The following is a 23,860-nucleotide window of genomic DNA, read 5'->3' on the forward strand; positions in this document are numbered from 1 at the left end:
GATGATAGCTCAGCTCACCGTGCGCGCAAAGCGTCAGCTCCCATGCTTTGCCAGCTCAATTTTGGCGATGGCGTTGCGGTGCACTTCGTCCGGGCCGTCGGCCAGGCGCAAGGTGCGGTTGCCGGCCCACTGATAGGCCAGCGGGAACTCTTCCGACACGCCCGCCGCGCCGTGCGCCTGAATCGCCCAATCCAGCACCTGCTGGGCTACATTGGGCGCCAGCACCTTGATCATGGCGATTTCCGCTTGCGCCACTTTATTACCGACGGTATCCATCATGTAGGCGGCTTTCAGTGTCAGCAGGCGCGCCGTGTCGATCTGGATGCGGGCTTCGGCGATGCGTTCACGCCACACTCCCTGCTCGGAAAGGCGCTTGCCAAATGCTACCCGGGCATTCAGGCGCTGGCACATCAGCTCCAGCGCACGTTCGGCCACACCGATGGCGCGCATGCAGTGGTGAATGCGGCCCGGCCCGAGGCGGCCCTGCGCGATCTCGAAGCCGCGGCCTTCACCCAGCAGGATATTGGTAGCCGGTACGCGCACATTGTCGAACGCGATTTCGCAGTGGCCATGCGGCGCATCGTCGTAGCCGAAGACGGGCAGGGGACGCAACACCGTGAGGCCCGGCGTGCCGGCCGGTACCAGGATCATCGATTGCTGCTGGTGGCGCGCGGCGTTGAAGTCCGTCTTGCCCATGGTGATGTAGATCTGGCAGCGTGGATCGCCGGCGCCGGAAATCCACCACTTGCGGCCATTGATCACGTAATGGTCGCCATCGCGCTCGATGCGGGTTTCGATATTGGTCGCGTCGGATGAAGCCACCGCCGGTTCGGTCATCGCGAAAGCCGAGCGGATTTCGCCGCGCAGCAGCGGTTCGAGCCATTGCTGCTTGTGTTCTTCGGTGCCATAACGTTCCAGCGTTTCCATATTGCCGGTATCCGGCGCGGAGCAGTTGAACACCTCCGCAGCCCAGGGTACGCGGCCCATGATTTCGCACAGCGGGGCGTAGTCCAGGTTGGACAAGCCTTCCGGTGCACGGGCGGAACGCGGCAGGAACAGGTTCCACAAGCCCTGTTCGCGCGCCAATGGCTTCAGGCGCTCGATCAGTTCAGTGGGAATCCAGCGGTTGCCCTTTTCGCGGCCGTTACGGTCCACTTCTTCGTGGAAGGCCTTTTCGTTCGGGTAAATGTGCTGGTCCATGAAGGCCAGCAGACGACCCTGCAACTCCTTGCAGCGGCCGGAATATTCAAAATCCATTATGCGTCTCCTCAATGGGGACGTAACACATTTGCCTCAAATGGGCCTAAATGTGTTACCGCCTTATGTGTTTTGTGCGTGGGACCAGCCCATTTCGGCCATCGGTTTGGCCAGCTTGCCTGACTCCAGCGCTTGCGCGCTCGATGCGGTGCCGTCCACATAGCGCTTCATGATGCCCTGCATGATGCTGGCGAGGCGGAACATATTGAAGGCGAGGTAGAAGTTGAAGTCTTCCAGGCGGATGTTCTTGCCGGTGCGCTCGGCGTACCTGGCGATGTATTCGCGCTGCGATGGAATGCCCAGCGCCTCCAGGTCCAGGCCGGCAATGCCGCGGAACTGTCCGGGTGCGATGTGCCAGCTCATGCAGTGGTAGCTGAAGTCCGCGAAAGGGTGGCCCAGCGTGGACAGTTCCCAGTCCAGCACCGCCAGGATGCGCGGCTCGGTGGGATGGAAAATCATATTGTCCAGGCGGTAGTCGCCGTGCACGATGGAAGTGTCGTCGCCCGGCGGGATATGCGATGGCAGCCAGTCGATCAGCTTATCCATGGCCTCGATGGTTTCAGTCTCGGAGGCCTTGTATTGCCTGGTCCAGCGCTCGATCTGGCGCTGGAAGTAGTTGCCGGGCTTGCCGTAATCGCCGAGGCCGATGGCCTTGTAGTCGATGCTGTGCAGCTGGGCGATGACGCGGTTCTGTTCATCGTAAATCGCGGCGCGTTCGGCCGGCGTCATGCCGGGCAGTGCCTGGTCCCACAGCACACGGCCCTCCACGAATTCCATCACGTAGAAGGCGCGGCCGATTACCGATTCGTCGATGCACAGGCAGTATTGGCGGGCGGCGGGGAAGCCGGCTTTGTTCAAGGCGTCCATCACGCGGAATTCGCGGTCGATGGCATGGGCCGACGGCAGCAGCTTGTCGGCAGGGGCAGGCTTGGTGCGCAGCACGTAGCTCTGGCCGCCAATGGTCAGCTTGAAGGTCGGATTGGATTGGCCGCCCTTGAACTGTTCCACCGTCAGTTCGCCGTGCGGATAGCCTTCCACGTGCTGGCGCAAATAGGCGTCCAGCGCGGCCGTGTCAAAGCGGTGGCGCTCCGAAACGGCCTTCGTTCCCATGAATTCCTCGAACATAGCGTCTCCTTGTTGAGCGGCTATCGTACACCAGAAAAGAACGGGCGTGCTATTTGTTTTGCTGAAAAGTGACGCGGAACTTCATGTATTCGGCCAGCAGCTGTTCCATGGTGGTGGTGCGTGTTTCGGTCTGCAGGGGCGCTGGAGGGGAATAGTTGGAGAAACGCAGTACCCAATCCTGTTCCGCTGCGCCGACGTCTAGCGCGTTGATGCAGCCCGCCGTCTGCGACATGCCGCCGAAGAAAGTGCGCTGGCCGCCGGTCAGGGCGTAAGACAGGATGGCGCGGTTGACGCCGCCGTGCAGCACCAGCAGTACCGTGTCCCAGTTTTCGTCGGCGCGCAGCCTGGCCAGGGCCGGGTGTACGCGGTCCATCAGCTCGCCCACGGATTCGCCGCCGAGGAAGCGTTTGTCCTCCGCCACCACGCCTTCGAAGGCGCCGGTGAAGGCGGCCTGGATCTGCTCATCGGGAATGGCGGACAGGCGGCCGCCGCGGATTTCCTCGAGCTCCGGCCAGATTTCCAATTCGATCTGCTGCCCGGTTTCGGCCAGCGCGCGCCGGGCCGTTTCGACGGTACGTGGCAGGCCGGAAACGATCACACGGTCAAACCTTAGCTGCTGGCGCGCGAATTCCTGGCCGGCGGCGCTGGCTTGCACGCGGCCCGCTTCGTTGAGTGGCACGCTTTCTGGCAGGAAGGGTTTGCCGGTGGCGTCGAAATAGGTAACGCTGCCGTGCCGCATCACGAAGATGCGGCGGCGGGATTGATTGGGAGTATTCATTTTTTTAGCGTACCAGATATTTATGCAACCCAATGGTTGCATTTCGATCGTGCGTGTTCTACCATGCCGGGCAAGGAGGATGAACCCATGACTGATCGTATCGAAAAGCAAATCACCTTGAAGGCGCCGGTTTCCCGCGTGTGGCGCGCGCTCACCAATCACGAGGAATTTGGCGAATGGTTCCGCGTGAAGCTGGACCAGCCTTTCGCACCGGGTCAGCCCAGCACGGGCCATATCACGCATCCAGGCTATGAGCATGTTCGCTGGACCGCGACCGTGAAGGAAATCGTGCCGGAGTCCTTGTTCTCGTTCAGCTGGCATCCGTATGGCATCGACCAGAAGGTGGATTATTCGAAGGAGGAGCCAACCCTGGTTGAGTTCCGGCTGAAGGCTCTCGATGGCGGCACGCTGCTGACCCTCACCGAATCGGGCTTCGACAAGGTGCCGGAGCATCGCCGCGCGGAAGCTTTCCGCATGAACGATGGCGGCTGGACCCAGCAAATGCAAAACATCGCGGACTATGTCGCTGCGCACCCTTGAACGTGCGGCGCAGGTCCAGGCGCCGGTGTTCTCGGCGCTGGGAGATCCCACGCGCCTGTGGCTCGTCGGCCGCTTATCGGACGGCGAGCCGCAGAGTATTTCGGAGCTGACGGCCGGGTCGTCCCTGACGCGGCAGGCGATCACCAAACATTTGGCGGTGCTGGAAGGCGCGGGCATCGTCCGCAGCCAGCGTGCGGGGCGCGAAAGCCGCTTCGCGCTCGATCCGCAGCCGATTGCCGATGCACGTGCCTATCTCGATCACGTGTCGGCGCAGTGGGATGCGGCGCTGGCGCGTCTGAAGGCCTTTGTTGAAGACTAGAAGAAGATGGCGGTGCGCGTGATGATGCTGCCGTTGTTGGTGTAAGGGCCGGTGGCGCGCACCGAGCCGGTGTCCGGCTTGCCGTCGTCCAGTTTCGAGTCGATCTGCTCGGAGAAGGTGTCGGGCAGGTTGTCGAAGCGGATGCCATTGCCGCCGCGTCCACCCACCACGTCGTTGTAGATGTAGACGGCGCCGCCCTGGGCGCTGGTCATGAAGTCCGTGGTGCCGTTGTAGGAGCCGGTGATCAGGCCTGCCAGCGCGAGGTGCTGGGGCGCCAGCTGGTATTCGGTGATCTGGCCGTCGCCATTGCCGTTGCCCGTCGCGCCGGGAACATGGGTGGTAGCCATGATGTCGTCACCAGGCAGGGCGCGGAAGCGGTCCTGATAGGCGTTGACGGCAGCCTGCAGCGACTGCGACTGCTGAATCACATTCTTGACTTTCGCGCTGTCGATCAGGCTCTGTCCTTTCAGCACCCCGCCCAGCAGCAGGCCGATGATGACAAGGACGATGGCGATTTCAACAAGGGTAAAGCCGCGTTGGGACATGGGTTTTTCCTTTCGTGGATGCATTATCTTAGCGCTGCGTCAGGCGGGGTGGCGCGCGTTTCCGTGGCTTGCAATCTGCGCTCCAGAAGGCGCAACTCGCTGGCATCGGTGATCTGGCCCGTGGTGAGCATCGCGCCGGCAAGGCGGCGAGTGGCTTGCAATTCTGTGCCTGCCAGCAGCGGCTGCAGCTCACGCGCCCATTGCGGCGCTTCGCTTGCCTGCGCGCGCAATTCGGCCGCGTAGCGCTGCGCTTGTTGTGGATCGTGCAGACGATGCTGCGCGATCAGGGCGGCATGCGCGAGCCAGGGCCAGCGCCGGTTTGGATCTTCCTTGAAGCGGTCGTGTACAAAGTCGAGCATTGTCTGCACACGCGGCGGGTCCTGTACGGCGGTGTACAGTTCCGACGCGGCCAGCAGAGGGTATTGGCTGCGCGGGGCGAGGTCCAGCGCGCGTGCGAGCCAGTCGCGCAGATGGCCGTAATCCATCTCGCGCCAATGCACGTTCGGATCATCGTAGGCCTGCAGGTAAAGCATCGCCACCTTCGACGCCGCTTCCGGCTCGCCAAGGCTTGCCAGTCTTAACGCAGCTGCGGACGGCGCTTCCGGCAGGTCGCGTGCATCCGCTCCCGCCGCAGCGCCGGTCCAGCGCCAGGCAATCTGCGCTCCCAGCGCAAGCAGCAACACCGCCGCAACGGCCCGTGGTACGCGCGGCTGGCGTGCGCCGGTTACGCGCGGCGCGGCGGGGGCCTGTGGCGGCGTCGAGGAGGGCAAAGGTCGGCGCATCAGAAGTCCTTGCGGTGCAGGTCGAATGCGGTGGCGGCGGCGAGCAGCGCCAGGTAGATGGCGGTCTGCACGGCGATGTGGGCGAGCGTCGCAACGCTGCCGGTCGCATAAAGCAGCCATCCTGTCTGCGTGAACTGATCGAGGCGCGGCAGCAGCATGGCGATGGCGTCGATCGCGGAGGTGATGGCATGCCGCGTGCTGTCGGCGCCGCTGGGCGCATGTCCCAGCAGTTGCAGCGCCCCCAGGCTGCGCGACAGGATGTAAAAGCCCGTCACTACAGCCAGTGCCGGCAAGGGACGGCTCATCGTCATGGTGCAAAAAACCGCAAACTCGGCGACGATCCACAGCTCGCAGAGTAGTGATGCGGACCACAGTGCGGCCTGCGCCGGTGCGGCAAAGAACGCGAGCAGGCCGCCGAACAGCGCAGCGGGTAGCAGGGCGAGCGCACCAAAGCCAAGCAGTTTGCCAGCCAGCCAGGCCGTGCGCGGGAGCGGCAAGGCCAGCAGCAACTCCGTACCTTTGTCCTGCGCTTCGCGGGACATGCTGGTCACCACGAAGCTGGCCAGCAGGAAGACTGCGGACAGGCGCAGCGCCGTGGCCAGTAAAGCCGCCTGCGTTTCGCGCGCCTCGGTGAGTGCGATGGCGGACAGGAAGCCGGATAGACCAACAGAGCCGGCCAGCGCGGCCAATAGCAGCCACAAGACGCGGCTACGCAGCGCCTCCAGCACGGTGAACTGTGCAATGGCCATCGCCGCCGCGCGCGTGGACGGACGATGGCTGATACGTTTCGCCGCGCCCGGGCCGGTCGAGCGGGCGGCCGGTGCCGCTGGCTCGGACGAGTCGGCGGCCGGTGATACTGGCTCGGACGAGGTGCGGTGACGGGAGGTGCTCATGGCAACCTCTGGGCCGCGAGCATGCGGTTGTAGAGAATATTCGGCGACAGCCATACCACTTGATCGTCGTAAGCCCCGCCGGGTGCGGCGGCGTTGTCGGTCGCGGTGCGCGAGATAAAGGCACGGCCGTCCGGGCTCATGTTGGTCTTCTCGTCGATATTGCCGCTCCCGGCATCGGCCATGCGTACGCCGGCGTCGCTGTACCCACCGTAGCCGTTATGCCCGTGCGACAGAATCACCGCCGGAATATCATTGCTCGCGCTGGCCGACACCAGATTGCCCAACGCATCGCGGCTGGCGATGGTGATATCGCGCGGCGTATTCAGGCGGAACACATTGGCGCTGTCGGTAAAGGCCGGCGTCACGCTGTACAGATAAAGGTGGTTCCAGCTATCCAGTTTGGGCAGCCCGAGGGTCGCCCACGGCAGAAAACCGATGCGCCGCTCATTGGTGCAGCGCGCGCCTTCGCGGTCTTCCAGTCCGTTGGACGCCGAAATCGCCGGGCAGGGCAGATAGCCGTTGCGCACGGCGAAACCGGCCAGCGCATCGCGCGCATCCTCCATCGCCCGCTGCGTATCGGCCACGCGGCGCTGCTCCAGTTGCACGCCAAGCGGCGTAACGAGGCCGCCGATCAGCAGGCCGACAATCACCAGCACGATCGCCATTTCCACCAGCGTGAAGCCTTGTGCGCGCTTGCTCATGGCAGTGTTTTGGCCGCAGCCATCCGGTTGTACATGATTTGCAGTGGCACGACGGCCAGCAGGTCGTCAAACTCGCCGCCGGGACGGCGTGGGTCGTCACTGGCTGCGCGGCCAATGAAGCCAATCGAGGCGCTGTCATTGCCGATCTCGTCCAGATTCGCCACCGTGCCATTGGCCTGACGCAGGCCGTTGGCGTGCGTGCCCAGATTATTGCGTCCCTGCGACAGCACCACGGCCGGCGCGCACTGCGCGGCCAGCTGGCACTGGTCCTGTCCCACGGTGTAGAACAACAGGCCCTGTCCATCACGTGCCTGCACCCGTTTGGTGGCGATGGCGGACACGCGCTGGACTGGCGGCGTGGTGAATACCGGCGTGACCGCATAACGCAGCACCTTGCCCCAGCTGTCCACGCCTTCCACGCCCAGATCGACCCAGGGCAAAAAGCCGCTGCAATCCTCCTCGCCGCTGCAAGGTTCGGAACGTTCGCGGCCATCCGTGGCCGAGATGGCGGGACGCGGCAAGCGGCCATGCGTCGCGGCGAAGCCCACCAGCGCATCGGTGGCGCGGCCCAGTGTTGCGATGGTGCGCCGTTCGCGAATCTGCTCAACGCTGGAGCGCGAGAATGCGCTGATGAGCAGGCTGGCTGCCGCCACGCTGGCGACCACCATCAGCAACAGCAGCGCGGCGCCGCGCTGGCGAATGGGCGGGCGGCGGCTACTGGCCGATTTCACGGATGGCTCCTGTGTCCGGATCATAGCTTTGCCCCGGTTTCAGCACGATGGTTTTGCCGTCCACGCTGACCCGCGCAGCTTTCCCGTTATTTGCCGAATGCGCCTCGCGCGCCTCGTCGTTGACAAAGACCGTAGTGCGGCCATTGCTGCGGCGGATCATGCCCGTCAGCTGGACCGGCTCCGGCGGCGGGGCCGGCGCAGCGTCGGCGCCCGAAGAGGCGGCACCCGGCATTGCGCCCGGCGTACCGTTCATCGGCGCCGTGGCGCCCAATGCACCGGGCGCGCCAGGACCGGCGGCGGGACCGGCCTGGATTGCCGCGCCACTGTTGCGCAACTGATCCAGTTGCGCACGCTCACCCGGCGTGGTGAACAGCCTGCCCATGGTGATGAAGGTCTGGGCGCCGGCTTGCTCCGCCGCACCGGCGGCAAGGAGCAGGATGAACAGGACCAGCAGCGCTGGCAGAAGGCGTACAGTCTTCATGGTGCTGGCCTCCGCGGTGTGACGGTAGCAACGGGGATCAGCGTCAGCCAGTCCAGCGTGCAGTCGGCGTTGAGCGAAGGCGCCAGCGGCGTGGTGCCGGCACTGGATGCGCGGCGGATCGCGCAATCCTGCACGGTGAATGTGCCGGTCTGGCGCAGGTCGCCCAGGAACTGGAACAGATCCAGCTCGTGCAGCAAATCCATATGCAGCGCCATGCGGCTGCCGCGCAGCTGATAATCGCCGGTGGGCAGCCGCGTCTCCAGCGTGTAAGGCTGCTGTGGTTCGATCTCGTAACTCAATGGCAGCAGCTTGCGCTGTTCCTGAATCTGGCGGATCGCCTCCACCCAATCCAGCCGCCGCTCATTGCCGATCAGGCCACGGCGCCGCAGTTCGAGGAATTGCGGCTGATAGAGGCGGATCTCGGCCTTCTCCGTTTCGGCGTGCACCAGCCTGGAACGGGATGCGTCGCGCGCCGCGAGCGCCGCCGCTTCGGACTGGCGGGCGGTGTCCATATGCCAATAACTGGCGAAAACGGCGGCCGCCGCGATGCCGATTGTGCCGGCGAAGGTGACGGCGGCCTTGCGGATCTGTGCAAACTCCCGCAGCCAGTCGGGCATCGGGAGTCGCACGGGGGCGTTGATGGATCGGGCCATCATGGCTGCCACGCCAGGTTAAGAGTGAACCTGGCGCGCTCGGTCATGGCGCCAGGCGCGCCCGCTTTGCCACTCAGTTTCACGTTGGGCCGCACGTCGAAGGGCAGTTGCTCGACCTGCACTTCCATGCGCGGCTTGCGCGCCAGTTCGCTGGTGAACTGGCTCATGGCCATCAGCACGTTGCGGTATTCGTTCTGGTCGACCAGCACCTCGGCCTGTAGCCGCAGCACCTGCGGCGGCGCCTTCGGAATGCCAAGCAGCAGGGACGATTGCGGCGCCACCAGGGCAGCGCTGGTCGCGGCCATCGGGTTCATGGTGGTTTCGGTCACCGGATGCGAGCCGGGCACGTTGGCGCGCCACTCCAGCTGCGTCAAGCGGATCTGCGGCGAGCGTTCCAGCGCATCACTCACCATATTCATCATCGCCAGTGGCCACGGACCCTGGCGCGCCACCATCTGATCGATCGTGACGGCGGCCTTCATATTGATGGTCTTGTCCATCGCCGGCGGCATGTCCGACATGCTTCTGGCGTAGCTCTGATCATAGTGCCGGGTTTCCACGGCCAGGTCCTTGCTGTGGGAGGTCGCCACCGCATAGTGGATCAGATTTGCCACGGTCCAGATCAGACATGCAGCACCCACCACTGCGCTGGATGCGTACAGCGCGACGCGAATTTGCCAGAAGCGGAAGTAGCGTCCCTTTTCGCCCAGCGGATAATGGCTGGGCGGCTGTTCTTCGGCCAGCCAGTGCAGAAGCAGACCGTCGGCCAGGGGCGGTGCATCGTCCATGCCGAGTTTTTCGGCGGCCGCTTCGATGGGCTCGAAGTGATAGTAAAGATCGCTCCGGTCCGCGCACGCGGCCGACAAACGTTCAATCGCCTCGGCCGGCGTAATCACTACCGTGTGCAGGATTTCTTCACGCGCCAAAAAGTGAGAGCTGTTGAGGAACTGCCGTGTGCGCGCCGTTTCGGCGGCGATCATGGCCGGATCGGCGGACTGGCCATTCGCCTGCACCAGGCGGGAGAATTTCAGCGCGCCGTCGTGGAAATAGATTTGGCGCATGCCGGCCGAATGTTCGCTGACCAGCAGCAGGTGCTGGTAACCCAGCCTTAGTTCGTCCAGCAGATCCGCCCAAAGCAGGGTGGCCGAGTAGACTCCGGCCAGCGGTGTTTGCTGCTGTTCGATGACGTCGATCCAGGTGGCCAGCAGAGCAGGGTTGGTGAGGGCGGTCAGCAGCACGCGGTCGTCGCGCCGGCCTTCCTCGTCCCGGCCCTGCTGCAGGGCGGTCCGGTAAGGCGTATCGCGGAAGGCTTGCGCGACGCGGCGCGCCAGCAGGTCGCGGCCGGCGCGGCCCGTGACATGCGGCAGCAGCTGACGCTGGAAGTCTTCTTCCACCAGGTCCGCGATCAGGAATGCCGGAACGCGGCCGTGCTGGGCGAGATAGTTGGCGAACGCCGTGAGGCCGTCACGGCCGGGTTCAAAGCTGGCGATGGCCGTCAGTTCGCCGCGCCGCCACTGGCATGCCCACAGGCGTTCGCTGGTCACGTAGAAGATCTGTTTGCGTAGCATGGCTCAGATCCTGATTGAACTGATGGTGTCGTAAATCGGACCCAGCACGGACAGCATGATCCAGCCTAGCAGCAGGCCGAGAATCACCGTCATCGTTGGCTCGATCATGGATTGCAGGCGCTCGATCTGCTCGCGTACTTCGCGGTTGTAGAAATAGGCCACATTGCGCAGCGCGCGGTCCAGCGCGCCGGTGGTTTCGCCCACGCGTAGCATGCGCACCACCAGCGGCGGGAAGATGCCGGTTTCCTGGAAGGCGCCCGCCACCGTTCGCCCTTCCGCGATCAGCTGGCCTGCCCGCCGCAGGGCGGCCGCGATCACGCGGTTGCCTGCGATGCCTTCGGACAGCCGTATGCATTCCAGCACCGTGATGCCGGAGGCGTACATCAGGGCGAAGTAGGTCGCGATGCGCGCCAGGCTGATTTTCTGCAGAGTGGAACCCAGCGGCCAGGAGCGCAGCTTGAAGGAATCGAAGGCGTACGCAGCGCGCTCGCTATGCCGCAGCCACCAGTTGCCGGCCTGCCAGGCGATCAGCGGAACGGCCAGCAGCAGATACCAGTAATGGATGAAGACATTGGAGACGGCAATTAGCGCCCGCGTCTGGATCGGCAGTTCGTGGCCCATATTGCGGATGAAGGCGGTCAGCTGCGGCACCAGGTAAATCATCAGGAAGAACACGACGCCGCTGACGATTACCACCACCAGCGCCGGATAAGCCAGCACCTTGCGCGCCTGCGCGGCCAGTTCGTCCTGCCATTTCAGGCTTTCCGCCAGATTGGCGAAGACTTCATTGACCTTGCCGCTTTGTTCTCCCGCGCGTACCAGGCTGGTGAAGGTCGCATCGAATACTTCCGGATAGGCCGACAGCGCGGAGGAGAGCTGCAAGCCGCCTTCGATGCTCTCCACGATATCGGTCAGGATTTCGCGGAAGCGCGGGTGATCGATGCTGTCACGCAGGTCGGACAGCCCCTCCAGAATCGGCACGCCTGCGCTGCTCATCTGCTCCATGTGGAAGCAGAAGTTGATCAGGTCCTTGCGGTTGATGGCGCGCCGGCCCAGTGCGATTTCGCGCTTGCGCGTTTCGCGGTAATCGATCAGGTCCAGCTCCATGCGGTGCAGGCGGGCTTCCAGATCGGGGACGTTGAGCGCGTCCATATTTCCCGGCACGATTTCGCCGCTGGCATCCATGGCGCGGTACAGGAACTGCTTCATGCCAGCCTCTCGGTCAGATCCACCACGCGCGAGACTTCTTCCAGCGTGGTGGCGCCTTCCAGCACACGGCGCATGCCGTCATCGAWCAGCGAGCGGAAACCCGCGCCGCTGGCGGCGTTGCGCAGCTCGCGCAGCGAGGCGCGGCGGGCGATCAGCTCATCCAGGTCGGCGTTCATCTTCAGCAGTTCCAGGATGGCCAGGCGGCCTTTGTAGCCTTGATGGACGCAGCGCTCGCAGCCCACGGCGCGGTAGATGGTGGTTTGCGGATGATCTGGATGCAGGCCAAGCAGGCGGCGCTCCAGCGGATCGGCGATGTGCGCTTCGCGGCAGTGCATGCACAGCCTTCGCACCAGGCGCTGAGCGATGATGCCGATGATGTTCCCGGCCAGGACGTCCGCCACCACGCCGATATCGAGCAGGCGCGAGATGGAGCCGACGGCGGAATTGGTGTGCAGGGTCGAATACACCTGATGGCCAGTCATGGCGGCGGCCAGCGCCATGTCGGCCGTTTCCTTGTCGCGGATTTCGCCGACCAGGATCACGTCCGGGTCCTGCCGCATCATGGAGCGGATGCCGTCCGCGAAGCCCAGCTTGGCCGATTCGTTCACCGAAGTCTGGCGGATCATGTTCATCGGGTATTCGACCGGGTCTTCCAGCGTCATGATATTGACGCTTTCCGTGTTGATGTGGTTCAGAATCGAATACAACGTGGTGGTCTTGCCGCTGCCGGTGGGGCCGGTGACGAGAATCAGCCCGTCGGGCCGGGCGATCATCAGTTTCAGTACATCGAGGTCGTGCTCGGACAGGCCAAGCTGGTCGAGCGGCACGATGCCTTTTTGCCGGTCCAGCACGCGCAGCACGAAGTTCTCGCCGTGCGCCGTGGGCTGGGCGCTGGCGCGGAAGTCGATCTGGCGGCCGGAGAACTTGATCGCGATGCGGCCGTCCTGCGGGGCGCGCGTTTCGGCGATGTTCATATTGCTGATCACCTTCAGGCGCACAGCCATTGCTGGCCAGTAGGATTTGTGCAGGCTGCGGATCTGGCGCAGGATGCCGTCGATGCGGTAGCGGATGCGCAGGAAGCTGTGCTCCGGCTCAAAGTGGATGTCCGATGCGCCGTTCTGCACCGCGTCCGCCAGCAGGGCGTCGATCAGGCGCACCATGGGGTGGCTGTATTCATCGGAGGCCGCGTCGAAGCTCTGGTAATTCACTTCGCCCGTTTCGATTTCGTGCAGGATGCCGTCGATCGATAGCTCATAGCCGTAGTAGTGGTCGATGGCGTGGGCGATGTCGGAATCGTTCACCAGCAGCGGCACGATGACGATGCCCTTCACCAGCATGGCGCTGATCTGGTCCAGCGCGACGATATTGCTGGTGTCGGACATGGCAAGGATCAACCGGTCCGTGGCGCGTTCGTACACGATGGGGAAGACGCGGTAGCGCTTGGCCACATCCTTTGGAATCAGCTTGAGCGCGATGGCGTCCACCACCAGCGATTTCAGGTCGGCCGATTGCGTGTTCAGGTTTTCGCTCAGGGCTTCGCGCGCCGTCGCTTCGGTGACGAAGCCGAGTGTGATCAGCAGCTTGCCCAGCGGTTCGCTGCTGCGCTTTTGCTCAAGCAATGCAATGCGGAGCTGGTCCTCGCTGATGACGCCTTTCTGGATCAGCAGTTTGCCGAGCGGGATTTTGGTCTGTTCTGCCATGTAGTGTGCGTCAGGGCGCTGGCGCGCCCAGTTCAAGCAGGCGCTTGCGCACAGCGTTGGGATCAAAACCGGCTGGCGTGGTCTGGGCCAGGGTCAGCGCGCGCTGGTAGTAGTCTTTCGCCAGGCGGCCCTGGTTCAGGCGATCCAGCCCGATGGCGAGGTTGAAAGCGTAATCGGGATTGTCCGGCGTGGCGCTGTAGGCGCGGAAGTAGCTTTGCTGCGCTTCCGGCCAGCGTCCCTGGCGGGCATACAGATTCCCCAGGGTGAACAGCACGGGGCCGGATTCGGGGGCGCGCTGCAGGATGGCTTTCAACCTGCTTTCGGCCTGGCCGATGTCGCCGGGACGCAGTGCCACCAGGCCGGCCAGCGCTTCCGGGTCGCCCGGATCGAGTTCGAGAAGGCGCACGTAGTTGGCGGCCGCCAGCTGGCCGTTGCCCTGGCGGACCGCGACGGCGGCGCTGCCCAGCAGGGCGTCGCGGTTGTTTGCGTCGTGCGCCAGCGCGGCGTCGTACTGCTGGCGCGCGGCGGCCATGTCGTTGGCCTTGAAGGCGGAATAGGCGTTCTGCAGCGCGGGGCTGACTTGCGGCGTGTGGTTGTTGCGCACGATGCGCACGTCGCCGGTGTCGCCGTATGCGACTGGTGCGGCGGAGGCGGGCGCGCTATCCACCGCGGCGGCTGACCCCGCTTTTCCGCCGGCAGTTGTGATGCCCGCGGCGGCGGTTGGCGCGGCTGCCGCGGCGGTGCCAGTGTCGTGCGAGGGCACCATGGTCCCGGTATCGCGCGCCAGTCTTGCAGCGCGCTCCTCCGCATCGCGCCGCGCTTCTTCGCGCATGGCGGGATCGGGGATGGCGGCCAGCGCTTCCGCCGTCGGGACAATCACATGCGGCTGCGGACGCGTGGCCGGAGCTGCGCCATGGCTGGTGGCAGCCGTGTGTCCTGCGCGCTGTGGGGAGGCGGTGTCGACCGTGATCGCGCCCGCAGGTACTGTGGCCCGCGCGGCGGCTGTGCCGGCGCCCGGTGCCGCCGGTGCTACCGCGGGGACGCCATGCGCGGTCGCCCCTGCGTTTCCAGCTCCGGCTGATGCGCCATTCGCGCCGATGCCGGCGGCCGTCGTGCCGGTGGTTCCGGTCGTGGCGGCTACACCGGCCCCCGGAACGCCAGCAGCACCGCTTGTCGCCACACTGCCAGGCGGCGAGCCGGCCGCTGGTACCGCAGCGGGCCCCTGCGCGCCGGTCGCCGCGATGCCGCCGGGGATGGTCCCAGCGGGGACTGGCTGGGCCGTGTCCACGCCCGGTATGCCCGCCACCGGCGGCGCGACATTTTGCGCGGGACCGGCGATGGTGCCCGGTGCGGGCATTGGCACCGGCGGCAGCGAGGCGCCAGGGCCAGGGCTGCTGACGGCTTTCCAGTACATGAATCCAAAGGCCAGCAGGACCACCACCAGCAGGCCCGCCAGCACGGTGAGCCGTTGGCGCGACGCGTTTGCGCTGGCACGTGTTGCGGCCCCGGTTCGGCTCCAAGGCGCGGCGCCGGGACCGGACATCGCCGCGGCACCGCTGTCTCCCCGCGTGCCGCCCTGACCAGAAGCGCGCGGAGCGCCCGCGTCGCGCGCCGCCGTCGTTGGTGCGCCGCGAGCTGTGGAGGAAGAAGCGCCAGGGGCGCTGCTGGCGATGTTGCTGGCCGGGGCAGGGCGCGATGCCCCGGAACCGTCGCGCGCAGTGCGCGCTGTGTCGGCACCTTGCATGCTGGCTGCAAACGCCGCGTCGCCATGCGCATCATCATCGGCGCTGCGGGCATGCGGCGCGGGATCGGCGCCCAGACCGCCGGGCTGGCCGGGGCCATGGGGCATATCGGACGCCAGCCGCGCTGCCGCCGCTGCGCGCGCTGCGGCGGCGGGGTTGCGGCGTGCGCCTGGCCGCGCCTGCGGCGGCACGGGGTCATGCATTGCCTCCGTCGCGGCAACGACAGGAATATCCTCATCATCGTCCGCGCCGGACGTGGAAGTGGGTGGCTCCAGCGGCTCCAGAGAAAATGCCGGACCGCCCACCACAGCCGACTCACTGCTTGCCGCCGCCTTCTGGACGTCCGTTTCCAGCGGCTCCAGCTGCAGACCATTCTCTTCGTGTGGCGCCGAGATTTGCGAACCGTGTTTGGCGCGCTCCGCCTTGCGCAAGGCTTGCATGAGCAGGCTCATAATCCACCTGCCTTGGCCTGCTGCTCCGGCAGCAGATAGCGATAGTCCTTATAGTCGCCGGACATGGTCGCGTCCTTCACCACCACCGGGCGCATGAAGATCACGAGTTCAGTCTTGCTTGCCGTCTCGTTCCGGTACGAGAACACATTGCCGACCACGGGAAGGGAGCTAAGCAGCGGAATGCCGTCCTTGGAATTGTCGACCGAATCCTGCATCAAACCGCCCATCACGGCGATCTGTCCGCTGTGTACCTTCATCACCGATTCCAGTTCGCGCGCCTGAATTACAGGCACCTTGCTCACCACATTCTGTTTCGACAGCTCGGGATTCGGGTCCTGCACGAAGCCCACCACGCGGGTGATAGTGGGACGCACATTGAGCGTAACTTCATCATCTTCCGAAATCTGCGGTGTCACGCTCATCACGAAGCCGACCGGCACGGTTTCCAGTTTGGACTCGTAGGTCGCCGGCGTGGCGATCGTACCCGTGGTGGTCAGCACAGCAGGCGTGACTTTGATCGTGAAGAAGATATTGTTGTCGACCACCTTGAGCAGCGCGGTCTGATTATTCAGCACGCTGATCTTCGGGCTGGACAGCACCTTCACTTTGCCGAAGGATTCCAGCAGCTGGATCGTGGCCGAGATATTGCCGAAGCGTGTGGTCGGGTTCAGATAATTAAATACGAACACGCCGGCCGACGATCCGGGGGCAATGCCGGAGGGCAGGGGCGTGGTGCCGACCTCGCCCTGACTGACCGTGGAGTTGCCATTGATGCGCGACCAGTTGATGCCTTGCTGGTACTGGTCGCTCAGTTTGACCTCGATGATGGTTGCCTCAATCAGCACCTGGCGCTTGGCGGTGGACAGGACGATGTCCAGAAACTCCTGCACCTTCTCGTGCTGGCGGCTGGTCGCGCGCACGGCAATCAGGCCGCTTTCGGGATTGGCGATGACCGACTGCGCCATGCGCGGCGCGTTGCGGTTTTGCGCGGACGTGGCCTGGTTGCCGGGATAGCCCGCGCCGCCATATCCTTGCACGTTCGCACCGCCGGGATAATTCGGATCTGCCGCCTGGCCGCTGCCGTATAGCGGCCCGGCGCCGCCGGGGTAGGCGCTGCCCGTCGCACCGGGCAAGCCGGCCGTGCCGTACCCGCCTGGCGCACCCGTGGCGCCGCCAGCGGACATCAGTGCCTGCCGCTGCAAGGCAGCCGCCTGGTCGCGCATTTGCGCCAGCGGATCGGTCAGTTGGTCATTGAGATTGGTTGGCCGCAGCATATCGCGGATATTCTTCTCAAGGCTGTACCAGAAATTATTATCCGAGCGGTTCGCTACGGAGGTCGTGGAATTGTTGTTGCCGCCGCTAGTGTCGAGCGGATTGGACGCGGTGACGGTATTTCCGGTATTCGGGTTGTACTGGGATGCGCTGGAATTGCCGGTGGTCGAAATCTGGGTCGCGATATTCACGCTGCTGTTGGTGCTGCGCGCGATGTTCACGTAATCGATCTTGTAATTCTTCCAGTAGGGCTGGTCTGGCAGCACGGTCAGCGTATTGCCATCGAGCTCGTAGCGCATGTCGACCTGGCGCGCGATGCGCGTGAGCAGTTGCGGCAAAGTCTGGTCAAGCGCGTTCAGTGTCACCGTGCCTTCCACGGCGGGATGAATATCGACGTTGAGCCCCGCGTCGCGCGCCAGGGCGAACAGCACGTTCTGCACCGGCACGCGGTGAACGGTCACGCTGTATGTCTCCTGCCTTGCGGACGCGCGAGGCGGCGGCAGGGCTGCGTTCTGCTGTACCGGTTCGGGAATCGCTCCCGCCGGAGGCGCCGCTTCGCTCAGGTGGGATGGCGATTGCGGCAGCTTGGGCGTCGCACAGGCCGCGAGCAGAGTGCAGAGCAGGGAAGCCGCGAGTATTCTCATCGTTATCGCCGCCTAAAAGTTGACCGACTGAAATATGTTGTCAAAATTTTCTCGAAAACGATCATACTGCGATTGCGCCAAAGACCCGCGCACGAATAGCTGGCCTCCTGAATCGCCTGGCGCACATGCATGGCGTCGACATGGCGCGCGTCATCGACGAATGCGGCCAGCATGGCCTTGTCGGCCAGTACGTTGATACGGCGCACGATGCCTTCCGAGCCGCTGGCGATCAGCCGCACCGCGTGGCGGCTGAAAATATCCGGCCCGAGATAGCCAGCAGCGCGCAGGCGGAAACCGAGAAATTCCGGGATCTGCTCGCGCGGCATGCACGGCACCACGAAGCTGTGCGTGATGCGTTCGCGCAGCTGGCGCATGCGCGGCAGGGACAGGTGCTCGTCCAGTTCCGGCTGCCCGAACAGCACAATTTGCAGCAGCTTGTGGCGCGCGGTTTCCAGATTGGTCAGCAGGCGCACCTCTTCCAGCGTATCGAGCGGCATGGCCTGAGCTTCTTCCACCAGCAGTACCACCTGGCGCCCGTCGCTGTGGCGCGCGATCAGCTCCGCATTCAGCATGCGCAGCACTTCATCGGCGCGGCGGCCATCGGGGATCAGGCCCAGTTCGGCGGCAATCGCATACAGCACTTCATGCGGCCCCAGGCTGGGATTGACGAGGTAAAGCACATCGATGTGCTCCGGCAGGTGCTGCTCCAGCATGCGGCACAACATGGTCTTGCCACTGCCGACTTCGCCCGTCACCTTGACGATGCCTTCTCCATGCGTGACGGCGTAGAGTAGGGCGGCCAGCATTTCGCCGCGCGTATTGCCGCTGTAGAAAAAGGCCGGGTTGGGCGTGATGCTGAAAGGCGCTTCACGCAGGCCGAAGTGGGTCTGGTACATGGCGGTTTAGTTGACGGCAGTGAGGAAGGCGGCTTCCAGCGACTCGGCGTTGTATTGCGCCTTGCACGCGGCAGGTGAGCCGGTGAAAGCGAGCCGGCCGTCGTGCAGGATGGCCATGTGGTCGCACAGCTCGTCGATGTCGGCGAGCGCATGCGAGGTCAGAAAAACTGTGGCGCCTTCGCTACGCAGCAGCTGCAAGTGCGCTTTCAGGCGCGCGCGGGCGCGGGGATCGAGGCCGCTGGTCGGCTCGTCCAGCACGTACAGGTCTTTGCGGATGAGGAAGGTGGCGGCGAGGCCCAGCTTCTGCGTCGTCCCCTTGGAATAATGGCGCACGGTGCGGTTCAAGGCTGACTCCTCCAGGTCCATGGCCTGCAGCATGTGTTCTGCCGCCGAGCGGTCGTAAGGCAGGCCTTGCAATTTGACCACGTAACGCAGAAATTCGTCGCCCGTCAGGTGTGCGGGCGGGATGAAGCGTTCGGGCAGAAAGGCCAAAGGCTGGCGCGATGCGGGCTGCAAGTGGCTGGCGCCGAAAATCTCGATCGTTCCGCCATCGAGGGCGCAGAAGTCGAGCAGGCATTTGAGCACGGTGGTTTTGCCGGCGCCGTTGACGCCCACCAGTCCGAACAGGGCGCCCGGCGGCACGTCGAGGTCGAACGCGGACAGCACGCTGCGGCGCGCGTGCTGCTTACTTACGTTGTGGAAGCGAAGCGCCTGACTCATTGTTGTCGGATAATAACTACTTTTACTGGCCGCGCGCGCACCGTTGGCATTACAATGGCCCCGGACTTCTTGATAGGGCGAACGGTATGACGAGACCGGAAAAGGTCAGGCTTGGTGAGATTCTGGTGCAGCAAAAACTGCTGTCCGAAGAACAGCTTGGCCTGGCGCTGACCGAACAGAAACGCAGTGGCCGCAAGCTGGGCCGCCTGTTTGTCGAACATGGCTACGTGACCGAGGAGCAGATCTCCGGCGCGCTGGCGCGGCAGCTCAACATCCCCTACATCAATCTCAAGTTCTATCACGTCAATTCGGAACTGGTGCGCAAGCTGCCGGAAACCCAGGCGCGCCGGTTCCGCGCGCTGGTGCTGGAGGAACGGCCCAATGCACTGCTGATTGGCCTGTCCGATCCGACCGACCTGTTTGCCTACGACGAGATCGCCAAGCTGGTCAAACAGAATATCGAGCTGGCCGTCGTCAACGAGACGGAAGTGCTGGCGGCGATCGACCGCATCTACCGCCGCACGGAAGACATCAGCGATCTGGCGCGCGAGCTGGAACAGGAGATGGGCGATGCCTCCGTCGACTTTGGCGCGCTGGCCGCGGCCAGTCCCGGTCTGGAAGAAGCGCCCGTCGTCAAGCTGCTGCAATCGGTGTTTGATGATGCGGCCCAGGTGCGCGCCTCCGACATTCACATCGAGCCGCAGGAAAACCGGCTGCAGATCCGGTTCCGCATCGACGGCGTGCTGCATCGCCAGACCGAGGCCGATATCAAGATCGCGCCGGCACTGGCGCTGCGTTTGAAGCTGATGTCCGATCTCGATATTTCGGAAAAACGCTTGCCGCAGGATGGCCGCTTCGCCGTGCGCGTGAAAAATGCCCGCATCGATGTGCGTATTTCGACCATGCCGACGCAGTACGGCGAATCGATCGTGATGCGTCTGCTGAATCAGAGCGGCGCCACGCTGCGGCTGGACGCGATCGGCATGCCCAAGCCGCTGCTGGATAAATTCCGCGCCATCGTTGCGCGTCCCAATGGCCTGGTGCTGGTAACCGGGCCGACCGGCTCCGGCAAAACCACCACGCTGTACTGCGCTTTGTCCGAACTGAATTCGGACGAGAAAAAACTGATCACCGTCGAAGACCCGGTCGAATACCGTCTGCCCGGCATCAACCAGGTGCAGGTCAATGAAAAGATTGAGCTGGACTTCGCGCGCGTGCTGCGTTCCGCGCTGCGTCAGGACCCGGATATTGTGCTGGTCGGCGAGATGCGCGACCAGGAAACCGCGTCGATCGGTCTGCGTGCTGCCATGACCGGCCACCTTGTGCTCTCGACCCTGCACACCAACGATGCCGCCAGCACGCCGCTGCGCCTGATGGACATGGGTGTGCCGCGTTATATGGTGGGCAGCTCCTTGCAGGCCGTGCTGGCGCAGCGTCTGGTGCGCGTGATTTGCGAAAGCTGCACCACGCCGTACACGCCGTCGCCATCCGAACACGAATGGCTGCGTCTTGAGTTGAACGACAAGGTCGATATGGCGCGCTACTTCCACGGCAAGGGCTGCTCGCATTGCAACGGCATGGGCTATCGCGGCCGAACCGGCGTGTATGAGCTGCTGGAGATGACACAGTCGGTGGTCGATGCGGCCAATAATCCCGACCCTGGCGTCTTCCTGAAAGCCGCCCAGCAGCAGATGGGCGGCCAGACCTTGCGCCGCCACGCGGTGCAGCTGGTAATTCAGGGACGTACCACGATTGCCGAAGCCATGCGCATCAGTAACCAGCTAGAGGACTAATTTGCCCTTCTTCGCCTACAAAGGCCGCAACGCTCGCGGCGAATTGATGCAAGGCGTGCTGGAAGCCGCCGACAGCGGCGCCGTCGCCGACCAGTTGTTCAGCACTGGCGTTACGCCAGTCGAGATCACGGTCACGCGCAAGGCCGCACCAAGCAACGAAGATTCGCTGTGGGAGCGCCTGACCGAGAAGAAGGTCACGCCGATGGACGTGCAGCTATTCAGCCGCCAGATGTACACCCTGCTTAAATCGGGCGTGCCGATCATGCGCGGCCTGGCGGGCTTGCAGGAGTCGGCCATCAGCAAATCGTTCGGCCGCGTCATCAAGGACCTGCGCGAGTCGCTGGACTCGGGCCGCGAGTTGTCGGCTGCGATGCGGCGGCACCCGAAAGTGTTCACGCCGTTTTATTTGTCGATGGTGCGGGTTGGCGAGATGACGGGCCGGCTGGAAGAGGTTTTTTTGCGCCTGTTCGATCACATGGAGTTCGACCGCGATATGCGCGACCGTGTGAAATCAGCGCTGCGCTACCCGAGCTTTGTGGTGATTGCGATGATCGCAGCCATCGTCATCGTGAATATTTTTGTGATTCCGGCTTTCGCCAAAGTGTTTCAGAGTTTCGGCGCAGAGCTGCCATTCATGACGCGACTGCTGCTGGCGAGTTCCGGCTTCATGGTGGATTACTGGCCGCTGCTGCTCGGCGTCCTGCTGATGGGGGTGTTCGGCTTCCGCGCCTGGGTCAATACCTCGGCCGGCCGCTATAGCTGGGACAAGTTCAAGCTACGCATTCCAATCGCCGGCAAGATTGTGCTCAAAGCGACGATGGCGCGCTTCGCCCGCAGTTTCGCCTTGTCGAGCCGCAGCGGGGTACCGATTGTGCAGGCGCTGACTGTGGTTGGCCAGACGGTCGATAACGCTTATCTGACCGCCCGCGTCGAGCAGATGCGCGACGGCGTGGAGCGCGGCGAATCGATCCTGCGCACGGCCGCTGCCGCCAATGTGTTCACGCCCATCGTGCTGCAGATGATCGCTGTCGGCGAGGAGTCCGGTTCGCTGGACGAATTGATGGAAGAGATCGCGCAGATGTACGAGCGCGAAGTGGAATATGAGCTGAAGACGCTGTCGTCGCAGATCGAGCCGATCCTGATTACCTTCCTCGGTGTGATGGTGCTGATTCTCGCGTTGGGCATCTTCCTTCCAATTTGGGATCTTGGGAAGGCGGCGTTGCACCGATGAGCTTACGTGCTGTCGCCTCGCCGCAACAGCTTAAGCAGTGTGGCGCGAGCAGGCTGGAATTTGTTATTGTCGCCAGTGTCGTCGCCATTCTGATAACGGTTCTGCTCAGCCGTATCGTGTACTACCAGGCGGCGGCTGAGCGGGTGGCGGTCGACGGGATGATAGGTGCCCTGCGTACGGCGCTGGCCGCACGCACTGGGGAATTGCTGCTGCAGCACAGGGAAAACGAGGTCGCGGCGCTGGCCGGACAGAATCCAATCCTGCTGCTGCGGGCGCCTCCGCCGAACTATGGGGGCGAGGTGGACGGTGGATTGGACAAGGCCGAGCTTGGCCGCTGGTATTTCGACCGGCAGACGCAAAGTCTGGTTTATTTGTTAAATATGGGAAAAATTTTTGGAGCTACGGAAAGAAAGCGCCTGATTTTCAAGGTAAAATCCGATCCAATTCCCGATGGGCAGCAGGCGAGGACAAGCGGTGTGTCCTTGGTGCAGTTAGATTGAAGCCGCACACTTTGTTAAATGGAGAATCAAAGCATGAGCAAGTACGCTGTGCCTCAAAAGCAAGCCGGCTTTACCCTGATCGAACTGATCGTCGTAATGGTGATCCTCGGCATCCTCGCCGCCACGGCACTGCCACGCTTCGCCAACCTCGGCGGTGACGCCCGCGTTGCCAGCCTCAACGCCGCCAAAGGTTCGTTGCAAGCGACGGCTGCGATGGCGCACGGACGCTTCCTGGCAGCTGGGACTAATCCCCCCACGATCGATGCCGAAGGTATCACTGTGAATATTACGAACGGATACCCTTCCGGCGATACCAGTACGGCGGATGCTGCAGGCTTGAACTCGACGGATTACTCGCGAGCAGGGACCGGTGGTGTGTTGACGATCAAGCCTGCAAATGTGCCTACGTCGAAAGCGGCTACATGCTTGTTTACCTACACGCAAGCTGCTTCTGGCGGCATTCCAACCTACTCGGCATTGCCGACTGGCGATCAATGCTGATCGAGTAGACGTCGCATGAAAGCCAGCCTTGCGAGGCTGGCTTTTTTATTGGTGGGTGTAGTATCTATTTCAGAGCCCAGTCTAAATTACTCTAGATAGCGAAGAATCAGTCTAAAAGAGACTGAAATCCGGGCCCCTGCGCCTCAAACAGTCTAAAAATCGAGGCCGCCAATCTAAATTGGTCGCTTTTGAGGGGGACGAAAGTCTAAACCGGTCCCTCTTTTCGTTCTCAGTCGCAACTTATAGACTGGAAGAGTTTCTTCTGCAATCGGCCGCCCGCGTCCAATGCTCTTCGCCAGGAAAGCGAAGCCAGATAAAGCGCCATGCATTTCGTCCCGTCGCGTGCTGGTTTGCGAACACCGATGGCGTCAACGGATGCCCGTCCGCAGACAGGATGTGGTCGCCAACTACTTTCGCAAATTCAACGGTGTCGCGATAGCTTGTGCGAAGGTTCGTGCCTTCAGGAAGAAAGACATTTTTCCATTGAAAACCGCGAATGGGCTGACCATAAGGCGTAGCTCGGTTCGTTCCTTGTCAAGCTTCAACCAGCGTTTCAGCAGCTCTGTGAGAAATGCTTCAAGGGTAAGGTCTGGCCTTGTCTCCATTAGATGGAATTCCAGATCCAGGAGATCGGCTGCCGGCAGGTGAACGGGGCGCGTGGCAATGTTGTCCATGATCCAATCCTTCGAAATGAGTCTAAAGATTGGATCGCGGTAATGAAAGATAGTTCCGTTTAGACTTCTGCTGCCAAATTCGCGACCGAATTAGATTTCAGCCCCGAGTTTGCGGACTCTTTTAGACTTGCACCCTCGGATTCTGGACGCTGT

At 63.3% G+C, this 23,860-nt stretch carries 24 protein-coding genes; 6 read left to right on the top strand and 18 right to left on the bottom strand.

Going from position 1 to position 23,860, the window contains the following annotated elements:
* Positions 1-33 precede the first annotated feature (33 nt).
* From AB4Z19_RS05380 to AB4Z19_RS05390, 3 genes are all read right to left on the bottom strand, one after another.
* Entirely contained in the window at positions 34-1,257 is a 1,224-nt protein-coding gene (locus AB4Z19_RS05380) for an acyl-CoA dehydrogenase family protein (protein WP_442034558.1), read from the bottom strand.
* Positions 1,258-1,320: 63 nt separating this feature from the next.
* On the bottom strand, positions 1,321-2,382 hold the full coding sequence (locus tag AB4Z19_RS05385; RefSeq protein WP_442034560.1) for a phosphotransferase: 1,062 nt from the start codon (positions 2,380-2,382) through the stop codon (positions 1,321-1,323).
* Between the two features lie 49 nt (positions 2,383-2,431).
* Complete coding sequence (locus AB4Z19_RS05390) at positions 2,432-3,160, bottom strand: histidine phosphatase family protein (RefSeq protein ID WP_442026105.1); 729 nt, start codon at positions 3,158-3,160, stop codon at positions 2,432-2,434.
* 87 nt (positions 3,161-3,247) lie between these two features.
* On the opposite strand from AB4Z19_RS05390, the gene AB4Z19_RS05395 reads away from it, so the two are divergent.
* Together AB4Z19_RS05395 and AB4Z19_RS05400 are read left to right on the top strand one after the other, a co-directional pair.
* Positions 3,248-3,700, top strand: coding sequence for an SRPBCC family protein (locus AB4Z19_RS05395; RefSeq protein WP_442034562.1), 453 nt, complete (start codon positions 3,248-3,250; stop codon positions 3,698-3,700).
* Positions 3,681-4,019, top strand: a complete 339-nt coding sequence (locus AB4Z19_RS05400; protein WP_442026103.1) for an ArsR/SmtB family transcription factor — start codon at positions 3,681-3,683, stop codon at positions 4,017-4,019. Before AB4Z19_RS05395 ends, AB4Z19_RS05400 begins: the two co-directional genes overlap by 20 nt.
* On the opposite strand, the gene AB4Z19_RS05405 is transcribed toward AB4Z19_RS05400, so the two are convergent.
* The 14 genes from AB4Z19_RS05405 to AB4Z19_RS05470 are packed head-to-tail and all read right to left on the bottom strand — an operon-like array spanning position 4,016 to position 19,008.
* The gene (locus AB4Z19_RS05405; RefSeq protein WP_442034564.1) at positions 4,016-4,564 is read right to left on the bottom strand and encodes a prepilin-type N-terminal cleavage/methylation domain-containing protein; all 549 of its coding nucleotides are present in this window, start codon (positions 4,562-4,564) and stop codon (positions 4,016-4,018) included. The two genes, AB4Z19_RS05400 and AB4Z19_RS05405, sit on opposite strands and share 4 nt — an antisense overlap.
* A gap of 23 nt (positions 4,565-4,587) precedes the next feature.
* A complete protein-coding gene (locus AB4Z19_RS05410) occupies positions 4,588-5,346 on the bottom strand; it encodes a hypothetical protein (protein ID WP_442026101.1) in 759 nt (252 codons plus the stop codon).
* Positions 5,346-6,239 (bottom strand): ABC transporter permease, encoded by an 894-nt coding sequence (locus AB4Z19_RS05415; protein ID WP_442026100.1) that lies wholly within the window; start codon positions 6,237-6,239, stop codon positions 5,346-5,348. Before AB4Z19_RS05415 ends, AB4Z19_RS05410 begins: the two co-directional genes overlap by 1 nt.
* Positions 6,236-6,940, bottom strand: a complete 705-nt coding sequence (locus AB4Z19_RS05420) for a type II secretion system protein (protein ID WP_442026099.1) — start codon at positions 6,938-6,940, stop codon at positions 6,236-6,238. The genes AB4Z19_RS05415 and AB4Z19_RS05420 overlap by 4 nt, the downstream gene beginning before the upstream one ends.
* Positions 6,937-7,671 carry a hypothetical protein gene (locus AB4Z19_RS05425; RefSeq protein WP_442026098.1) on the bottom strand — a complete coding sequence of 245 codons (735 nt, stop codon included), beginning with the start codon at positions 7,669-7,671 and terminating at the stop codon, positions 6,937-6,939. Before AB4Z19_RS05425 ends, AB4Z19_RS05420 begins: the two co-directional genes overlap by 4 nt.
* Complete coding sequence (locus tag AB4Z19_RS05430; RefSeq protein WP_442034566.1) at positions 7,655-8,152, bottom strand: hypothetical protein; 498 nt, start codon at positions 8,150-8,152, stop codon at positions 7,655-7,657. Before AB4Z19_RS05430 ends, AB4Z19_RS05425 begins: the two co-directional genes overlap by 17 nt.
* Entirely contained in the window at positions 8,149-8,808 is a 660-nt protein-coding gene (locus AB4Z19_RS05435) for a hypothetical protein (RefSeq protein WP_442026096.1), read from the bottom strand. The genes AB4Z19_RS05430 and AB4Z19_RS05435 overlap by 4 nt, the downstream gene beginning before the upstream one ends.
* Positions 8,805-10,373, bottom strand: a complete 1,569-nt coding sequence (locus AB4Z19_RS05440; RefSeq protein WP_442034567.1) for a hypothetical protein — start codon at positions 10,371-10,373, stop codon at positions 8,805-8,807. The genes AB4Z19_RS05435 and AB4Z19_RS05440 overlap by 4 nt, the downstream gene beginning before the upstream one ends.
* Before the next feature lie 3 nt (positions 10,374-10,376).
* Positions 10,377-11,582 (bottom strand): type II secretion system F family protein, encoded by a 1,206-nt coding sequence (locus AB4Z19_RS05445; RefSeq protein WP_442034569.1) that lies wholly within the window; start codon positions 11,580-11,582, stop codon positions 10,377-10,379.
* Positions 11,579-13,282 carry a GspE/PulE family protein gene (locus AB4Z19_RS05450; RefSeq protein WP_442034571.1) on the bottom strand — a complete coding sequence of 568 codons (1,704 nt, stop codon included), beginning with the start codon at positions 13,280-13,282 and terminating at the stop codon, positions 11,579-11,581. The genes AB4Z19_RS05445 and AB4Z19_RS05450 overlap by 4 nt, the downstream gene beginning before the upstream one ends.
* 10 nt (positions 13,283-13,292) lie before the next feature.
* Positions 13,293-15,476, bottom strand: a complete 2,184-nt coding sequence (locus tag AB4Z19_RS05455; protein ID WP_442021941.1) for a tetratricopeptide repeat protein — start codon at positions 15,474-15,476, stop codon at positions 13,293-13,295.
* Positions 15,473-17,392 carry a pilus (MSHA type) biogenesis protein MshL gene (gene mshL, locus AB4Z19_RS05460; RefSeq protein ID WP_442034573.1) on the bottom strand — a complete coding sequence of 640 codons (1,920 nt, stop codon included), beginning with the start codon at positions 17,390-17,392 and terminating at the stop codon, positions 15,473-15,475. Before mshL ends, AB4Z19_RS05455 begins: the two co-directional genes overlap by 4 nt.
* Positions 17,393-17,394: 2 nt before the next feature.
* Positions 17,395-18,288 (bottom strand): ExeA family protein, encoded by an 894-nt coding sequence (locus AB4Z19_RS05465; RefSeq protein ID WP_442034575.1) that lies wholly within the window; start codon positions 18,286-18,288, stop codon positions 17,395-17,397.
* A 6-nt stretch (positions 18,289-18,294) separates the two neighbouring features.
* The gene (locus tag AB4Z19_RS05470) at positions 18,295-19,008 is read right to left on the bottom strand and encodes an ABC transporter ATP-binding protein (RefSeq protein ID WP_442021935.1); all 714 of its coding nucleotides are present in this window, start codon (positions 19,006-19,008) and stop codon (positions 18,295-18,297) included.
* A gap of 86 nt (positions 19,009-19,094) precedes the next feature.
* Here AB4Z19_RS05470 and AB4Z19_RS05475 point away from each other — a divergent pair, with 86 nt between their 5' ends.
* From AB4Z19_RS05475 to AB4Z19_RS05490, 4 genes are read left to right on the top strand one after another with little or no spacing between them, the layout of a single operon-like run.
* A complete protein-coding gene (locus tag AB4Z19_RS05475; RefSeq protein WP_442034577.1) occupies positions 19,095-20,801 on the top strand; it encodes a GspE/PulE family protein in 1,707 nt (568 codons plus the stop codon).
* Between the two features lies 1 nt (position 20,802).
* On the top strand, positions 20,803-22,032 hold the full coding sequence (locus AB4Z19_RS05480) for a type II secretion system F family protein (RefSeq protein ID WP_442021931.1): 1,230 nt from the start codon (positions 20,803-20,805) through the stop codon (positions 22,030-22,032).
* Complete coding sequence (locus tag AB4Z19_RS05485; protein ID WP_442021929.1) at positions 22,029-22,532, top strand: hypothetical protein; 504 nt, start codon at positions 22,029-22,031, stop codon at positions 22,530-22,532. The genes AB4Z19_RS05480 and AB4Z19_RS05485 overlap by 4 nt, the downstream gene beginning before the upstream one ends.
* Positions 22,533-22,565: 33 nt before the next feature.
* Entirely contained in the window at positions 22,566-23,033 is a 468-nt protein-coding gene (locus AB4Z19_RS05490; protein WP_442021927.1) for a type II secretion system protein, read from the top strand.
* 407 nt (positions 23,034-23,440) lie between these two features.
* Here the strand turns inward: AB4Z19_RS05490 and AB4Z19_RS05495 are convergent, their stop codons facing one another.
* Complete coding sequence (locus tag AB4Z19_RS05495; protein WP_442021925.1) at positions 23,441-23,707, bottom strand: hypothetical protein; 267 nt, start codon at positions 23,705-23,707, stop codon at positions 23,441-23,443.
* Positions 23,708-23,860: the final 153 nt, after the last annotated feature.

Source organism: Pseudoduganella sp. RAF19, assembly GCF_052114165.1.
Taxonomy (GTDB): domain Bacteria; phylum Pseudomonadota; class Gammaproteobacteria; order Burkholderiales; family Burkholderiaceae_D; genus Rugamonas.

Coding starts and splice junctions, on each gene's coding strand:
- AB4Z19_RS05380 (WP_442034558.1), bottom strand. CDS start 1,257: ATGGATTTTGAATATTCCGGCCGCTGCAAGGAGTTGCAGGGTCGTCTG.
- AB4Z19_RS05385 (WP_442034560.1), bottom strand. CDS start 2,382: ATGTTCGAGGAATTCATGGGAACGAAGGCCGTTTCGGAGCGCCACCGC.
- AB4Z19_RS05390 (WP_442026105.1), bottom strand. CDS start 3,160: ATGAATACTCCCAATCAATCCCGCCGCCGCATCTTCGTGATGCGGCAC.
- AB4Z19_RS05395 (WP_442034562.1), top strand. CDS start 3,248: ATGACTGATCGTATCGAAAAGCAAATCACCTTGAAGGCGCCGGTTTCC.
- AB4Z19_RS05400 (WP_442026103.1), top strand. CDS start 3,681: ATGTCGCTGCGCACCCTTGAACGTGCGGCGCAGGTCCAGGCGCCGGTG.
- AB4Z19_RS05405 (WP_442034564.1), bottom strand. CDS start 4,564: ATGTCCCAACGCGGCTTTACCCTTGTTGAAATCGCCATCGTCCTTGTC.
- AB4Z19_RS05410 (WP_442026101.1), bottom strand. CDS start 5,346: ATGCGCCGACCTTTGCCCTCCTCGACGCCGCCACAGGCCCCCGCCGCG.
- AB4Z19_RS05415 (WP_442026100.1), bottom strand. CDS start 6,239: ATGAGCACCTCCCGTCACCGCACCTCGTCCGAGCCAGTATCACCGGCC.
- AB4Z19_RS05420 (WP_442026099.1), bottom strand. CDS start 6,940: ATGAGCAAGCGCGCACAAGGCTTCACGCTGGTGGAAATGGCGATCGTG.
- AB4Z19_RS05430 (WP_442034566.1), bottom strand. CDS start 8,152: ATGAAGACTGTACGCCTTCTGCCAGCGCTGCTGGTCCTGTTCATCCTG.
- AB4Z19_RS05435 (WP_442026096.1), bottom strand. CDS start 8,808: ATGATGGCCCGATCCATCAACGCCCCCGTGCGACTCCCGATGCCCGAC.
- AB4Z19_RS05440 (WP_442034567.1), bottom strand. CDS start 10,373: ATGCTACGCAAACAGATCTTCTACGTGACCAGCGAACGCCTGTGGGCA.
- AB4Z19_RS05445 (WP_442034569.1), bottom strand. CDS start 11,582: ATGAAGCAGTTCCTGTACCGCGCCATGGATGCCAGCGGCGAAATCGTG.
- AB4Z19_RS05455 (WP_442021941.1), bottom strand. CDS start 15,476: ATGAGCCTGCTCATGCAAGCCTTGCGCAAGGCGGAGCGCGCCAAACAC.
- mshL (WP_442034573.1), bottom strand. CDS start 17,392: ATGAGAATACTCGCGGCTTCCCTGCTCTGCACTCTGCTCGCGGCCTGT.
- AB4Z19_RS05465 (WP_442034575.1), bottom strand. CDS start 18,288: ATGTACCAGACCCACTTCGGCCTGCGTGAAGCGCCTTTCAGCATCACG.
- AB4Z19_RS05470 (WP_442021935.1), bottom strand. CDS start 19,008: ATGAGTCAGGCGCTTCGCTTCCACAACGTAAGTAAGCAGCACGCGCGC.
- AB4Z19_RS05475 (WP_442034577.1), top strand. CDS start 19,095: ATGACGAGACCGGAAAAGGTCAGGCTTGGTGAGATTCTGGTGCAGCAA.
- AB4Z19_RS05485 (WP_442021929.1), top strand. CDS start 22,029: ATGAGCTTACGTGCTGTCGCCTCGCCGCAACAGCTTAAGCAGTGTGGC.
- AB4Z19_RS05490 (WP_442021927.1), top strand. CDS start 22,566: ATGAGCAAGTACGCTGTGCCTCAAAAGCAAGCCGGCTTTACCCTGATC.
- AB4Z19_RS05495 (WP_442021925.1), bottom strand. CDS start 23,707: ATGGACAACATTGCCACGCGCCCCGTTCACCTGCCGGCAGCCGATCTC.